The sequence below is a fragment of the Streptomyces sp. NBC_00461 genome (assembly GCF_036013935.1).
GTDB lineage: Bacteria > Actinomycetota > Actinomycetes > Streptomycetales > Streptomycetaceae > Streptomyces.
Genome location: NZ_CP107902.1, coordinates 9,526,748 through 9,542,137, shown reverse-complemented (window position 1 = coordinate 9,542,137; position 15,390 = coordinate 9,526,748). Strand labels below are relative to the sequence as shown.

The 15,390-nt window shown below is 69.6% G+C and carries 11 protein-coding genes and 3 pseudogenes; 13 read left to right on the top strand and 1 reads right to left on the bottom strand.

Annotated features, from left to right (window positions below; all coding sequences use genetic code 11):
• Positions 1-15: 15 nt before the first annotated feature.
• Both OG870_RS44165 and OG870_RS44160 read left to right on the top strand, forming a co-directional pair.
• A pseudogene (locus OG870_RS44165) lies at positions 16-357 on the top strand (transposase); the annotation flags it as partial.
• Positions 358-362: 5 nt separating this feature from the next.
• A pseudogene (locus OG870_RS44160) lies at positions 363-612 on the top strand (TetR/AcrR family transcriptional regulator); the annotation flags it as partial.
• 43 nt (positions 613-655) lie between these two features.
• On the opposite strand, the gene OG870_RS44155 reads toward OG870_RS44160, so the two are convergent.
• Positions 656-1,201: a MarR family winged helix-turn-helix transcriptional regulator gene (locus tag OG870_RS44155; RefSeq protein WP_266566782.1), complete on the bottom strand. Its 546-nt coding sequence runs from the start codon at positions 1,199-1,201 to the stop codon at positions 656-658.
• Between the two features lie 318 nt (positions 1,202-1,519).
• Here OG870_RS44155 and OG870_RS44150 point away from each other — a divergent pair, with 318 nt between their 5' ends.
• From OG870_RS44150 to OG870_RS44100, 11 genes and pseudogenes are all read left to right on the top strand, one after another.
• Positions 1,520-2,023 carry a flavin reductase family protein gene (locus OG870_RS44150; RefSeq protein WP_327692124.1) on the top strand — a complete coding sequence of 168 codons (504 nt, stop codon included), beginning with the start codon at positions 1,520-1,522 and terminating at the stop codon, positions 2,021-2,023.
• Between the two features lie 61 nt (positions 2,024-2,084).
• On the top strand, positions 2,085-3,536 hold the full coding sequence (gene hpaB, locus OG870_RS44145; RefSeq protein ID WP_266841868.1) for a 4-hydroxyphenylacetate 3-monooxygenase, oxygenase component: 1,452 nt from the start codon (positions 2,085-2,087) through the stop codon (positions 3,534-3,536).
• Entirely contained in the window at positions 3,536-4,981 is a 1,446-nt protein-coding gene (locus tag OG870_RS44140) for a fumarylacetoacetate hydrolase family protein (RefSeq protein WP_327692123.1), read from the top strand. The genes hpaB and OG870_RS44140 overlap by 1 nt, the downstream gene beginning before the upstream one ends.
• Positions 4,978-5,910: a 4-hydroxy-tetrahydrodipicolinate synthase gene (dapA, locus tag OG870_RS44135; protein WP_266587490.1), complete on the top strand. Its 933-nt coding sequence runs from the start codon at positions 4,978-4,980 to the stop codon at positions 5,908-5,910. Before OG870_RS44140 ends, dapA begins: the two co-directional genes overlap by 4 nt.
• On the top strand, positions 5,907-7,415 hold the full coding sequence (gene hpaE / locus OG870_RS44130; protein ID WP_266587488.1) for a 5-carboxymethyl-2-hydroxymuconate semialdehyde dehydrogenase: 1,509 nt from the start codon (positions 5,907-5,909) through the stop codon (positions 7,413-7,415). The genes dapA and hpaE overlap by 4 nt, the downstream gene beginning before the upstream one ends.
• Positions 7,412-8,413 carry a 3,4-dihydroxyphenylacetate 2,3-dioxygenase gene (gene hpaD, locus OG870_RS44125; protein ID WP_327692122.1) on the top strand — a complete coding sequence of 334 codons (1,002 nt, stop codon included), beginning with the start codon at positions 7,412-7,414 and terminating at the stop codon, positions 8,411-8,413. The genes hpaE and hpaD overlap by 4 nt, the downstream gene beginning before the upstream one ends.
• Before the next feature lie 196 nt (positions 8,414-8,609).
• Positions 8,610-9,566, top strand: coding sequence for a helix-turn-helix domain-containing protein (locus tag OG870_RS44120; protein WP_327692121.1), 957 nt, complete (start codon positions 8,610-8,612; stop codon positions 9,564-9,566).
• A gap of 374 nt (positions 9,567-9,940) precedes the next feature.
• Entirely contained in the window at positions 9,941-11,272 is a 1,332-nt protein-coding gene (locus OG870_RS44115; protein WP_327692120.1) for an MFS transporter, read from the top strand.
• A gap of 271 nt (positions 11,273-11,543) precedes the next feature.
• Complete coding sequence (locus tag OG870_RS44110) at positions 11,544-13,076, top strand: GMC family oxidoreductase (protein WP_327692119.1); 1,533 nt, start codon at positions 11,544-11,546, stop codon at positions 13,074-13,076.
• Positions 13,073-14,509 carry an aldehyde dehydrogenase family protein gene (locus OG870_RS44105; protein ID WP_327692118.1) on the top strand — a complete coding sequence of 479 codons (1,437 nt, stop codon included), beginning with the start codon at positions 13,073-13,075 and terminating at the stop codon, positions 14,507-14,509. The genes OG870_RS44110 and OG870_RS44105 overlap by 4 nt, the downstream gene beginning before the upstream one ends.
• Positions 14,510-14,765: 256 nt before the next feature.
• Positions 14,766-15,389, top strand: a pseudogene (locus OG870_RS44100) (carboxylesterase family protein); the annotation flags it as partial.
• Position 15,390: the final 1 nt, after the last annotated feature.

The window sequence follows — 15,390 nt, the reverse complement described above, 5'->3', positions numbered from 1 at the left end:
CGGCATGGTGGATGTGTGGACGCACATGAAGTGAACCGTGCTCGGGCGACGTTGGCGTTATTCGTGGCTGACGTGTTCGCGGCGGTGCCGCGCAAGGACCAGCGGGCCAAGAGCGACTGCTATCTGCAGGGGCTGATGCTGGACGGGCGGCGCAAGTCCGTCCAGGCCATGGCCGCGCGGCTGCCGGACGGCAACGAGCAGAACCTGCAGCAGTTCGTGAACCAGTCGACGTGGGACCCGGTGCCGGTAGGGCGGCGGATCGCGGCGCGGATGGTGCCGAGAATCGGCCCGGACGCCTGGGCCATCGACGACGTGTCGTTCCCCAAGGACGGAAAGATCTCGGTCGCCATCGCGCGCTAGCACTGCGGGGCCCTGGATCGCCGTCGGCGATCGCGACACTCACGAAGGACGCAGGACCGACCAACGGCGCCTTCTACACCCACTTCACGTCCAAGGACGAGCTCGTCGCCACTGCGGTCGCCGACCAACTGCATGCACAGAACGCGAACATCGTCGCGCACGCGGCACCCGGTCGCGACGGACTCGAACAGATCGTGCGGTGGCCTGTCTACTCAGCACCGCAACAGCCCTGACGACGGCTGCCCGTCCGCCAGGTAGGACGCCTGCCATTGGCTCGTCGCCCTCGGAAAACCCGTCAGGTCCGATGCCGGACGTCGAAGTGCGCGGAGTGCGCGGTCAGCTTGCCGAGCAATTCGATGAGGGTCCGCTGCTCGTCCTCACTGAGGGCGCCCGCCCACTCCTGTTCACGTGCGTTGTGCGCCTGGAAGGCAGTGGTGATCGCCTGCAGGCCGGCCTCGGTAAGGCCGAGCTGGACCGCGCGCCCGTCATAGGAGGCGCGCTCCTTGCTCACCAGGCCGTCCCGTTCCAGCGTGTTCACCAGCGCCGACACGGCGGCTCGGCTCATGCCGGACAGCTCCGCGACCTTCTTCGCCTCGACCGGGCCCGACAACCAGATGGCGAACAGCACTCGAAAGCCGGGCCATGACCAGCCGCGAGGCCGGTGTACGGCGGATTCGAGGTCGTAGACGAGCATATTGGCCGCGCGGTGGAGGGTGAGCACCAGCCGCATGGCGAGCGGGTCGATGCCGGGGAGTTCCCGCGAGGCCCGGTCGACGGCGTGGTCAATGAACGACCAGAAGTGCAGGTGGTCGGCATCCAGCGGTTCCGGTTCCTGGGTCACAGTCGGAGTCTAGGTCGGGCGGCATCACGGACCGCACTCGGGAAGCGGGCACGCGTCGACACCCCGTCCAGGTTTCCGGACCGTAAAAAACCTTCACCCGAGGGCTTCCCTCCAGATGCCGACGGGGGTACGGTCCCCAATTAATCAAAGCATTGATTACATGCTCTGAGTATTAGTCGTCCCGTTTTGTCCCCTGGCTCTGTCAGGGGACAGGTCTCCTCCCGGCCGTGCGTCCCGATGTGCGGCCGGGTAGCCCCGGCCGTTCCTCCTCCGTCAAGGGGGACGGTGTGGCGGGCGATCGATCCCAAGGAACCTCGTATGCCCGAAGCATTCGCTCCCCCCAGTCCCGGCGCGCTGCGTGCCTGCATGTCCCGTTTCGCCACCGGCGTCACGGTGGTGTCGTACGCGACCGACAGCGGCCCGCGGGGCGCCACCATGAACTCCTTCACGTCCGTGTCCGCAGAACCGCCGCTGGTCCTGGTCAGCGTCGGCCGCCGGGCCCGCTGCCACGACCAGCTGGCCGACGGGCCCTTCTGCGTGAACATCCTCGGTGCCGAACAGGAGCAGTTGGCCCGGCTGTTCGCCGGGGCCCCGAGCACCGCGGAGCCCCGCTGGGCGGAGGGCGCGCGCGTCCCCCGGCTGGCCGACCCGCTCGCCTGGGTGGAGTGCGAGCCCTGGCGCGCGTACGACGGCGGCGACCACACCCTGGTCCTCGGCCGCGTCACCGACCTCGGCCACCGCGACGGCGACGCCCTGACCTACGCCTGGAGCCGTTTCGCGTCCACCACCGAGTCGACCGACGGCATCGAGCACCTCTTCTGAAGCTCTTCCGCCGTCCCCACTCCCCTTCTCAAGCCCCACCCCACTCCCCAGGAGAACCACCATGGCCGCACGCACCGGCAAGGAATTCCTCGATCGCCTCTCCCAGTCCCGCCCCACCGTGCACATCCAGGGCGAGACGCTCACCGGAGGAATCCAGGAACACCCCGCTTTCCGCAACGTCGTGCAGACCTACGCCGAGCTGTACGACCTCCAGCACAGCGAGGAACACAAGGACGTCCTCACGTACGCCTCCCCCACCTCCGGTGAGCCGGTCGGCACGTCCTTCCTCACTCCCCGCACACCCGACGATCTCGTCAAGCGCCGTAAGGCGTTCAAGGTGTGGGCCGACCACAGCAACGGCATGCTCGGCCGCACCGGCGACTACATGAACAGCTCCCTGATGGCGCTCGCGTCGGCCGCCGACTGGTTCGCCCAGGCCAACCCCGCCTTCGGCGAGAACATCCGCCGCTACTACGAGAAGGCCCGCGAAGAGGATCTGCTGTGCACACACACGCTGATCCCGCCGCAGGTCAACCGGGCGGTGGCCGGTACCCAGCAGGCGGGCGGCAAGCTCGCGGCACGCATCGTGAAGGAGGACGACAACGGCGTGGTGATCCGCGGGGCGCGCATGCTCGCCACCATCGCCCCCTTCGCCGACGAGATGCTCGTCTTCCCCTCGACCGTGCTCCGCGGCACCCCCGAGGACAAGCCGTACTCCTACGCCTTTGCCATCCCCAACGACACCCCCGGCCTGCGCTACATCGCCCGCGAACCCCTCGACTACGACCGCCCGCGCCACGACCACCCCCTCGCCTCCCGCTTCGAGGAATCGGACTGTGTGGTCGTCTTCGACGACGTGCACGTGCCCTTCGAGCGCTGCTTCGCCCTCGGTGACGCCGAGCTGTGCAACGGCTTCTACTCCCAGACGTCCTCCGTGGTGCACATGACCCACCAGGTCGTCACCCGCACCACCGCCAAGACCGAGTACGTCCTCGGACTGGTGACACTGCTCACGGAGGCCATCGGCATCGAGCAGTTCCAGCACGTCCAGGAGGACATCGCCGAGATCATCACCACCCTGGAGACGCTGCGCGCCTTCCTGCGCGCGGCGGAAGCCGACGCCGCGGTCAACGAGTACGGGGTGCTGACCCCGGCCTGGGCCCCCCTCAACGCCGCCCGCAACCTCTACCCCAAGCTGTACCAGCGCTTCCCGCAGATCCTGCGCAAGCTGGGCGCTTCCGGCCTGATGGCCACCCCGACCGAACTCGACATCACCGGCCCGGCGGCCGCCGACATCGAGGCCTACCTCCAGTCGGCCACCCTCACCGGCGCCGAGCGCGTGAAGCTGTTCCGTCTCGTCTGGGACACCTGCATCTCCGCCTTCTCCAGCCGCCAGGCCCTGTACGAGTACTACTTCTTCGGCGACCCCGTCCGCATGGCCGGCGCGTACGTGAAGTCGTACGACCGCGAGCCGCACAGGGCGAAGGTCCAGGCGTTCCTGGAGCGCTCCTGATGACGCACCCCCTGGGGAATCCCCCGTCGAAGATCATCGCTGTCCATCTCAACTACCCCAGCCGGGCCAAGGAGCGCGGCCGGATCCCGGCCCAGCCCTCCTACTTCCTCAAGCCCCCCTCGTCGTTGGCAGGCACCAAGGAGGCCATCGTCCGCCCGGAGGGGTGTGAACTTCTCGGGTTCGAAGGCGAGATCGCCCTGGTCGTCGGCAGCCGGGCCCAGCGGGTGCGGCCGGAGGACGGCTGGTCCCACGTGCGGTGGGTGACCGCCGCGAACGACGCCGGGGTCTACGACCTACGGTACGCCGACCGCGGCTCCAACCTCCGCTCCAAGGGCGCAGACGGCTTCACCCCGATCGGGCCGCGGCTGCTGGATGCCCGTCAACTCGACCCGGACGCACTCCAGTTGCGTACCTGGGTCAACGGCGAACTCGTGCAGGACGACACCACCGACACGCTCCTGTTCCCCTTCGGACAGCTCGTCGCCGACCTGTCGAGACTGGTCACCCTGGAGCCCGGTGACGTAATCCTTACGGGCACTCCGGCCGGCGCGTCCGTCGTCTCCCCCGGCGACACGGTGGAGGTCGAGGTCACCGGCAGCGGGCAGTCCACCGGGCGGCTGCGCAACCCCATCGCCTCCGGGCCCGCCCTGGAGACGTACGGAGCGATGCCGAGGACGGACCCGGCCGAACGCGAGGCCGCCCACGGAGCCGCGTTCAACCCCGAGCCACTACTCGACAAGTGCGTCGAGCAAGGACTGCGTTCGGTCGCGGTCGCCACGCTCAGCGCACAGTTGCGGGGGCGCGGACTGCCGCACATGTCCATCGACGGGGTGCGTCCCACACGGCCGGACACGAAGATGGTCGGCGTCGCCCACACGCTGCGCTACCTGCCGCTGCGCGAGGACCTGTTCAAGCGGTACGGCAACGGCATGAACGCCCAGAAGAGGGCCATAGAGCAGCTGCGACCCGGCCATGTGCTGGTCATGGACGCCCGCCGGGACACATCCGCCGGCACGCTCGGCGACATCCTGGCCCTGCGCGCCCAGCGGCGCGGCGCGGCCGGGGTGGTCACCGACGGAGGCCTGCGCGACAGCGTCGCCGTCACCGAACTGGGGCTGCCCGTCTACCACAGCGGAGCCCACCCCTCCGTCCTCGGCCGCCGCCATGTGCCGTGGGACACGGGAGTGCCGATCGCCTGCGGCGGAGCCCTCGTGCAGCCCGGCGACCTGCTGGTGGGAGACGCGGACGGCGTGGTCGTCGTGCCGCCCGAGCTGGCCGAGGACCTGATCACCGACTGCCGGGAGCAGGAACAGCGGGAGCACTTCATCACCGAGCAGGTGCGCGCCGGACACGACATCGACGGCCTGTATCCCCTCGGTCCCGACTGGCACGAGACGTACGAGCGGTGGCGCAAGCAGCACAGCACGCAAGGAGAACACACATGAAATTCCGCAGCGACCCGTCCGCCATCCGCGGATCCATCGCTCCCGCCATCACCCCCTTCACTTCGGACGGAGCCGTCGACCACGACAGCCTGCGCGCGCTGATCCGCTTCCAGCTGGAGTCCGGTTCGCACGGCATCTCGCTGGGCGGTTCCACCGGCGAACCCAGCGCGCAGAGCGTCAGCGAGCGGATCGCGGGGATGCGGACGGCGGTCGAGGAGATCGGCGACCGCGTCCCGTTCCTGCCCGGAACCGGATCCCACAAGCTCGACGAGACCCTCGAACTCACCGCCGCCGCGGCGGAGCTGGGCGCCGACGCCGCGCTCGTCATCACGCCGTACTACGCGCGCCCCACGCAGGAGGCGCTGTACCAGTGGTACGCGACCGTCGCGCGGGAGTTCCCGGACCTGCCGATCGTCGCCTACAACGTGCCCTCGCGCACGGCCGTCGACATCGCGCCCGAGACGGTGAAGCGGCTGTTCACCGACTTCGAGAACTTCGTGGGCGTCAAGGAGACCACCAAGGACTTCGAGCACTTCTCGCGCGTGCTGCACGCCTGCGGGCGCTCGCTGCTGGTGTGGTCCGGCATCGAGCTGCTGTGCCTGCCCCTGCTTGCGCTGGGCGGTGCGGGTTTCGTCTCAGCTGTCGCGAATCTGGCGCCCGGTGCGGTGGCTCGGATGTACGAGCTGTGGGAGGCGGGCGATTTCGACGGTGCCCGCGACCTCCACTACCGCCTGCACCCACTCGTCGACCTCTTGTTCGTCGAGACGAACCCGGCGCCCGCGAAGTGGGTGCTGCACCAGCAGGGACGTATCGCGTCGCCCCATGTCCGCCCGCCGCTCACCTCCCCCACTGACGCGGGCCTGTCGAAGATCCGCGCGCTGCTCCGCGAGGGCGGAGACCTCACCCAGCAGATCGGAGCCACGCAGTGAGCACCACCCCTGAGCACCTTCCCTCCACCCCTGAGCACCTTCCCTCCGTGATCCCGCACTGGATCGGCGGTTCCCTCGTCGACGCCGCGGACGGACGCACCTTCGACGTCGCCGACCCGGTCTCCAACACGGCCTACGCACAGGCCGCGCGTGGCTCCGCGGCCGACGTGGACCGGGCGGTGACGGCTGCCCGTGCCGCGTTCCCGGAGTGGGCCGGGCTGTCCAACCGGGCACGCGCGGGTGTCCTGTACCGGATCGCCGACGCCGTCGAGGCCCGCCATGACCGGCTCGCCGCCTTCGAGTCGTACGACTCCGGGCTGCCGATCACGCAGGCCCGCGGCCAGGCGCGGCGCGCCGCCGAGAACTTCCGCTACTTCGCGGATGTCATCGTGGCCCTCGGCGAGGAGGCGTTCCGGCAGGGCGACGACCAGTTCAGCTATGTGGTGCGCACACCGGTGGGAGTCGCCGGGCTGATCACTCCCTGGAACACACCGTTCATGCTGGAGAGCTGGAAGCTGGCACCGGCGCTGGCGTCCGGCTGCACGCTGATCCTCAAGCCGGCCGAGTGGACCCCGCTGTCCGCGTCGCTGTGGCCGGAGATCTTCGAAGAGGCAGGCGTGCCCGCCGGGGTGGTGAACATCGTCCACGGCATCGGCGATGAGGCCGGCCAGGCCCTCGTCGACCACCCGGACGTGCCGCTGATCTCCTTCACCGGCTCCACCGAGACGGGCCGGCACATCATCCGGTCCTCCGCCGAGCACCTGAAGACGGTGTCGATGGAGCTGGGCGGCAAGTCCCCGGTCGTCGTCTTCGCCGACGCCGACCTCGAGGCCGCGCTGGACTCGGTCGTGTTCGGCGTGTTCTCCCTCAACGGGGAGCGCTGCACGGCAGGTTCACGCGTACTCGTCGAGCGCCCGCTGTACGAGGAGTTCACCCGGCGACTGGCGGAGCGGGCCGCCAACGTACGCGTCGGGCTCCCTTCCGACCCGGCCACCGAGGTCGGCGCACTGGTACACCCCGAACACTACGAGCGTGTCCTGAACTACGTGGAGATCGGCAGGAAGGAGGGCCGTCTGGTCGCCGGTGGCAGCCGCCCCGACCACCTCGTCGACGGCAACTACCTCCAGCCCACCGTCTTCGCCGACGTCGAACGCGACGCCCGTATCTTCCAGGAGGAGATCTTCGGCCCGGTCGTGGCCGTCGCTCCCTTCGACGACGAGACCGAGGCCGTGGAACTCGCGAACGCCACGCAGTTCGGCCTGGCCGCCTACGTCTGGACCTCGGACCTCAAGCGCGGCCACCGCATCGCGCATGCCGTCGCATCCGGCATGGTCTGGATCAACTCCCACAACGTCCGTGACCTGCGCACTCCGTTCGGCGGGGTCAAGGCCTCCGGCGTCGGCCGTGAGGGCGGCGCCCACAGCATCGACTTCTACACCGAATCGAAGATCGTCCACGTCGCCCTCGCCGAGGTGCACACCCCCCGCTTCGGAGCCGCATCATGACCTCGAACGCCCCCGACGTCGTCCGGTCCGCCTACGCCCAGCTCGCCGTCACCGACCTCGGTGCCGCCCGCTGGTTCTGGGTCGACATGCTCGGCTTCCACGTCCAGTACGAGGATGCCGGGTCGCTCTATCTGCGCGGCACGGACGAACTCACCCACCACTCGCTGGTGCTGCGCAAAGGCGACCTGGCGGCCCTCGACCACATCTCCTATCGCGTCCGCACCGCCGAGGACGTCGACAAGGCGGAGAAGTTCTTCGCCGAACTCGGCTGCCCGGTCAAGCGGTTGAAGAAGGGCGAGGGAACGCACGGTGTCGGCGACGCGGTCCGCGTCATCGACCCGCTCGGCTTCCCCGTGGAGTTCTTCCACGAGATCGAGCGCGCCGAGCGCCTCATCCAGCGCTACGACATCCGCCACGGCGCCGAGATCGCCCGCCTGGACCACTTCAACATCTGCACCCCCGACATCCCGGCCGCCTACGCCCATTACCAGTCCCTCGGATTCGGCTGCTCGGAAACGATCGAGGGTGACGAGCACGAGCTGTACGCGGCCTGGATGTACCGCAAGCAGACCGTCCATGACGTCGCCTTCACGGGGGGCGCCGGGCCGCGCCTGCACCACCTCGGGGTGGCAACCCACGAGTCCCACCAGGTACTGCGCGCGGCCGACATCTTCGGCTCGCTGCACAAAGAGCACCACATCGAACGAGGCCCCGGCCGGCACGGCGTCTCCAACGCCTTCTACCTCTACCTGCGGGACCCCGACGGCCACCGCGTGGAGATCTACACCTCGGACTACTACACCGGCGACCCGGACCACGAGACATACCGCTGGAACGTCCGCGACGACCGCCGCCGCGACTTCTGGGGCAACGCCGTCATCGAGTCCTGGTACAAGGAGGCCGCCCCCGTCCTCGACCTGGACGGACGCCCGCAGCCCGTGACCGACACCGTCCTCGACGAGTCCGCGGTTCAGGTGGGTGCCGACGGCCTCGGCTGATACTCCGCGCGGTTGGGGGGACCGGAGGTGCTTCGCGCCCTTCCGGGACCCCCCCAGCGCGCCCTGGACAGACTCGGGATCTTCCCATACACCCCATTCATCACACTTTGTAAAAACCGGATACGACAGTTAGTATCCGGCGGCACGCCTACCTGCCGGCTTGCCGAAGGGCCCGCAGAGGAGACCCATGCCCTCGATGACGACTCCGTCGGACGACACCTCCGCAGGACGCTTCGAGTTCTGGCGGGAAGTGGTCGGCCAGAGTTTTGTGCCGCTGGAGGCGCTGCCGCGCGAGGTTCCCGACTTCCGTGCCTCCCTGCACACCGCCCAGCTCGGCGCGGTGCAGGTGTCTGTCGTGGCCGCGGATCCGCACGGCGTCGCCCACACCCGAAGGCACATCGCCTCCGACCCGGCCGATTTCGTCAAGGTGAGTCTTCAGCTGGCCGGGCAGTGCATGCTGACCCAGGCGGACCGCCAGGCCCTGCTCAAGCCTGGCGAGCTGGCCATCTACGACACCCGGCACCCGTACACACTCGACTTCGACCAGGCGTACCGCACACTCGTGCTGATGTTCCCCCGGGTCCTGCTCCGGCTGCCCGAGCGCGACCTGACCCGCATGATCGCCACCACCGTGTCGTGCAGCGACGGACTGGGGCCCGTGGTGCACCCGTTCCTGCGCGGACTGGCCGGGCAAGTGCGGCAGCTGGACGCTGTCGGCACGCCGCGGCTCGCGGACAGCGTGGTCGACCTGGTCGGCGCGATGCTCTCGGACCGGTGCGCCGTGCACGTGACGCAGCAGGACGACGGGCGGGAGCTGCTGGCCCGGCGGATCCTCACGTACATGGAGCAGCGGCTCTCCGACCCGGGGCTCGGCCCCGACCGGATCGCGGCCGCCCACCACATCTCGCGGCGCTTCCTCTACAAGCTGCTGGCCGAGCGGGGATACACGGTCTCGGGCTGGCTCCGGGAGCGTCGTCTCGCCGAGTGCCTGCGCGACCTCGCGGATCCCGCGCTCGCCCATATGCCCGTCGCCACCGTCGGAAGCCGCTGGGGCTTTCCCGACCCCGCCCACTTCAGCCACGCATTCAAGAGCGCCTACGGCATGAGCCCCTCGGAGGCACGCGGGGCCGGGCGCACGGCGCTGGGCGCCTAGCGAGCGCTCAGCGGCGGTCACGCGGTTTCGCCGACCTTTCGCTGCCTGTCGCGGTACGTCCCGAACACGGCGGATCTGCCGATCGTGCCCGCCCCAGCAAGGGCCGGTGCACCATCACGCAAGCCGGAGCGGGCCGCCGAGGTGCACCCTCCCGTCGTGAGAGAGAGCCGCACACTCCTCACGGGCCCGCCTCGCGGGCGACAGTGAGCGGCTTACGCAGGAACATCCACCGACACAAGAACGGGCTGACGTCCCGACCTCCCCAGGGCCGAAGCGCATCACTGCGCTGATCGACAGCCCCGTGCTGTCTCTTCTCCCCACGGCTCTCCCTTCCTGCCTCTCCGGCTCCCGCTCATCCGACGAATGAGGCATTCATGCTGAGAAAGCGATCCGCCGCGCCCCCTCCGCTCGGTGGCGCCGGCTCCGACGCCCGCCGCTACGAGAACAAGCTGCTCGTCATCCTTTTCCTGGGCTTCGGCCTCGTCTTCTTCGACCGGCAGGCACTTTTCTTCCTCGTCCCCTTCATCGGTAAGGACATCCCCCTCTCGAACACCGCCCTGGGCACGCTCGCCGGAGTCCTCGCGCTGACCTGGGCCCTGTCCGGAATGATCTCCGGACGCCTGTCCGACCGGCTCGGCCGTCGTAAGCCCGTGATCATCATCGCGGTGGTGCTCTTCTCCTGCCTCTCGGCGTCGAGCGGGCTGGTCACCGGCTTCGTCGCGCTGTTGGGAGCCAGGGCGCTGATGGGGCTGGCGGAAGGTGCCGTACTGCCGGCGTCGCAGTCTCTGATGGTGGAGGCATCCCAGGAGCACCGGCGCGGCCTGAACATGGGTCTGCTACAGGGCTCATCGGCCGGACTGATGGGCGGCATCCTCTGCCCGCTCGCCGTGGTCTGGATCGCCACGCAGTACAGCTGGCGACTGGCGTTCGTCATCACCATCGTCCCCGGCCTGCTGCTCGCCCTGTGGATCTGGCGGTCGGTACGGGAGGAGCCGCCGGGTGGCGGTGTGATGACGGCGCCCGTAGCGGAATCCGCGGATGCCGCGGCCAAGCCGAGCATCGGCAGCATCCTCCGGCAGCGCAACATCATCCTCTGCGTGCTGATCGCCTGCGCGTACATGACCTGGTTCTTCGTCATCATCACGTTCGCGCCCGTCTACATGATCTCGGTCAAGGGCTTCTCACCCGCGACGATGAGCGGCGTCGTGACCTGCCTCGGGGTGGCGTGGGTCTTGTGGGGCTTCGTCACACCGGGGATCTCGGACCGTTTCGGCCGCAAGAACACACTGATCGTCTTCACGGTGATGGCCGCGCTCTGCCCCCTGGCCGTGGTGTATGTGAGCAGTCCTCTGGTGCTCGGCGCAGTGGTCGTGCTCACGTATACGGGTCTCGGTTGCTTCACCCTGTTCATGGCGACCATCCCCGCGGAGACCGTCCCCCGTGGCGCGCTGGCGACCGCCCTGGGCCTGGTCATGGGCATCGGTGAGCTCGCCGGCGGTTTCCTCGCTCCGGTGATCGCCGGGTGGGCCTCCGACAACTGGGGGCTTCAAACGGCCATGTACATCTCGGCGGCGGGTGCCGGGCTGGTCGTCCTGCTCGCGCTCGGGCTGAAGGAGACGGCTCCCGCTGTCCTGCGCAGAAAGGAGGCGGCGGCGGTCGGCGACGGCGCTGCGGAGCGAACCACGAGCGCATCCGCCGTGTCCTGACCGACCCCCCTTTCTGCGACTCCCGCGACGGGCCAGGACCACTTCGGTGGTCCTGGCCCGTCGCGTGCTGCCTCGGACCAGCCGTTCGCCCACGCGGTCCGGCCCGGTCACCCACCGCAGCCGCCAGGTCGCCCACAGGCCGGCAGGGGCAATGGGCGCCCGGCAGCAGGGCCGGTCCGCCCGCCCGTGCACAGCCGTTCGTGCCCGCCTCCGCAACAGCCCGTGCACAACGGCACAAGCGCACAGCCCGTCCGCCTGTGACCCTCCCGTCATGCGAGCAACACACACCGTTTACGACCACATCGTGGTGGGCGCCGGCTCCGCCGGCTGTGCCCTCACCCGCAGACTCGTGGACGCCGGCCGGAGCGTCCTGCTGATCGAGGTGGGCGACCGGGACGACAACCCGGCCATCCATGACCCGGGGCGACTGTGGGAACTGTGGAACTCCCCGCAGGACCACGCGTACACCACTGAACCCCAGCGGCACGCCTCCGGCACCCAGGTGTTCTGGCCGCGCGGCAAGGTCCTTGGCGGCTCCAGCGCCCTGAACGGAATGATCTACGTCCGCGGCAACCGGGCCGACTACGACAGCTGGGCCTACCAGGGAGCGGCGGGCTGGTCGTACGACGAGGTGCTGCCGTACTTCAAACGCTCGGAGGACTTCGAGGACGGCGCGTCGTACTACCACGGGGCCGGCGGTCCGCTGCCCGTCAGCCGGAACCACTCTCCCAACCCGGTCACCACCGCCTTCATCGAGGCGTGCCAGGACTACGGGATCGCGTACAACGACGACTGCAACGGCCAGGACCAGCTCGGCGTGAACCTGCTGCACCGCAACATCCGCGACGGCAACCGCGTCAGCGCGTGGACCGCCTTCATGCAGCCGGTGCTCGACAGTGCGCTGCTGACAGTGATGACCGGCATTGCGGTCACGCGCGTCCTGGTGGACGGTGGCCGGGCGCGGGGCGTCGAGCTGCTGCGCGAGGGCCGTACGACGGAGATCCGCTGCGAAGGCGACGTGATCCTGTCCGGCGGCACCATCGGATCGGCCCAGCTGCTCCTGCTCAGCGGGGTCGGGCCGGCGGACGAGCTGCGGGCCCTCGGGATCGGGACGACCGCGGACCTGCCGGGCGTGGGCGCGAACCTGCACGACCACACCCTCGCTCCGGTGGTGTGGGAGTCGGCACGGCCGGTGCCGCAGGGTACGGCCAACAAACTGGAGGCCCACTACTTCGCCAAGTCCGACCCGGCGCTGGCCGTGCCGGACCTGCAGCCGCTGATGTCTCACCTGCCACTGCCGGTGCCCGACATGAACATTCCGGAAGAGGGCCACGGCTTCTCGGTCCTCGCCGGGACGATCCGTCCGCTCAGCCGGGGCCGCCTGTGGCTGCGCTCGGCCGACCCCACCCAGGCTCCTGCCCTGGACCCTGGCTACTTCTCCGAGCCGTCGGACCTCGCGGCCATGGTGCGGGCCGTGCAGCAAGTGCGGGAGATCGGCGAGGAGAAGTCGCTGGGCGACTGGCGGGCCCGCGAGGTCGCACCCGGACCGTACGTGCGTACGGACGCGGAGGTCGCTGCATACATCAAGCGGACCCTCCTCAGCTATCACCACCAGGTGGGCACCTGCCGTATGGGCATCGACCGTACGGCGGTCGTCGATCCGCAGCTGCGCGTACACGGCGTGGCCGGACTGCGCGTCGCGGACGCCTCCGTCATGCCCTCCGTCACCTCCGGCAACACCCACGCACCTGCCGTCATGATCGGCGAGCGCTGCGCCGACTTCATCCTGGGAGCACAGCTGTGACCAATACCCTTCTCATCGGTGGCGAGTGGCAAGCCGCGGCCTCCGGAGCGGAGTTCGAGACCCTGGACCCGGCGACGGGCAGCCCGCACGCCATCGTGTCCGACGCCGGAGCAGCGGACGCCGACGCAGCCGTACGGGCCGCCCGCGCCGCCCTCGAAAACCCGGAGTGGGCGGGACTCACCCCGGCCCGGCGCGCCCGGATCCTGTGGCGCATCGGCGACCTCATCGAGGAACACGCCGAGGAACTGGCCGAGTTGGAGACCCGCGACCAGGGCCAGCCGCTCGGCATCTCCATGGCGGTCAGCGTCGCCGCGGCTGCCGAGCACTTCCGCTACTACGCCGGCTGGGTCACCAAGATCTACGGAGAGACGGCGCCGCTGTCCTTCCCCGGCGTGCTGCAGTACACCAAGCGCGAGCCGGTGGGAGTGTGCGCGCTGATCACCCCGTGGAACTTCCCGCTCATGATCGCGAGTTGGAAGATCGCACCGGCCCTCGCCTGCGGGAACACCGTGATCGTCAAACCCGCGGAACAGACCCCGATGACCACGGTGCGGCTCGTCGAATTGTGCCGGGCGGCCGGTGTGCCGTCCGGCGTCATCAACCTGCTGACCGGTGGTCCCGAGGCCGGCCGGGCCCTCGTCGAGCACCCCGGCGTGGACAAGGTCTCCTTCACCGGTTCGACCGAGACCGGCAGGGACATCGTCCGGGCCTCCGCGGGTAACCTCAAGCGGGTCACGCTCGAACTCGGCGGGAAGGCACCGAGCCTCGTACTGCCCGGCGCCGACCTGGACGCGGCCGTGGCGGGCTGTCTTCAGGGCGCGCTCCTCAACAGCGGCCAGGTGTGCGCCGCCTACACCCGATTCCTCGTCCACCGCTCCCTCGCCGACGAGTTCGCCGAGCGCTGTGCCAAGGCCGTCAGCGGGATGCGACTCGGCGCGGGCAGCGCGCCCGACAGCGAGCTCGGCCCCCTGGTCACCGGCGAACACCGTGACCACGTCCACGCACTGGTGCGCAGCGGGGTCCAGGAAGGCGCCCAGCTGCTCGCCGGCGGGGCCCCCGTCGACGACCTGCCGGGCTTCTTCTACCAGCCGACCGTGTTCACGGCTGTACGGGACGACATGCGCATCGCCCGCGAGGAGATCTTCGGCCCGGTGCTGTCCGTCCTGCCGTACGACGACGAGGACGAGGCCGTCGCCCGCGCCAACGACACCGAGTACGGCCTGGCGGCGGCCGTATGGACCCGCGACGTGGGCGCGGCGCACCGCGTGGCGGGCTCCATCCGCGCGGGCACGGTGTTCATCAACATGCCCAACCCCGTGGATGCCTCCGCCCCCTGGGGCGGGTTCAAGGCCAGCGGCTGGGGCCGGGAGATGGGCAGCGCAGCCATCGACGCGTACACGGAGGTCAAGAGCGTGTGGACCTCGCTCGCCTGAGGTGCCCGCCCATCGCGGACAGACAGCCTCCGGGGGTTCGGACCGCACAATCCTGAAAGTGATGCGCGGCCTTTCCGCCTATCCGCCCGTCCGCCTATCCGCCCGTCCGCCCGTCCGCCCGTCCGCCCGTCCGGACGAGGATCTCGTCGTCGCCCCGGCTCCACGATCAGACCTGCGCGGCCGTCCGGGACCTGAAGAACCATGCAGCCGACGCCTGGTTTTCGTACAGCGACCGCGTGGCGGTCGGTAGAGCTCAATGAGGAGTGTCGTGGCCACAGAACCGATTCCCGACATCGCCACCGTGGGGGGCGCCGTGCGCGGCCGCCACGAGGACGGTCTCGTGGTCTTCCGGGGCATCCCCTTCGCCGAACCCCCGGTGGGGAGCCTGCGTTTCGCCGCGCCCCGGCCGGTGCGGCGATGGGAGGGCACGCGCGAGTCGTTCATGTTCGGTCCCCCGCCACCGCAGGAGCCGTTGAGCCCTGCCATACCCGCTCCCACGCCCGGAGGAGAGAACTGGCTCACCGTCAATGTCTGGACACCGGATCCGGACCCGGCGACGAAGCGCCCGATGATGGTGTGGATCTACGGCGGGGCCTACAAGTTCGGCTCCGTCGACGACCCCGCCTACGATCCCAGTCGGCTGGCCCGTGACGGGAATCTCGTCCTGGTGACCTTCAACCACCGAGTCGGCATCGAGGGGTTCGCCCACATCGAGGGGGCGCCGGCGAATCGCGGACTGCTCGACCAGGTCGCGGCCTTGACGTGGGTGCGGGAGAACATCACCGCCTTCGGTGGCGACCCCGGCCAGGTCACCGTGTTCGGCGAATCAGCCGGCGCCGGGTCCGTCGCCGCGCTGCTGGCGATGCCGAGCGCGCGAGGCC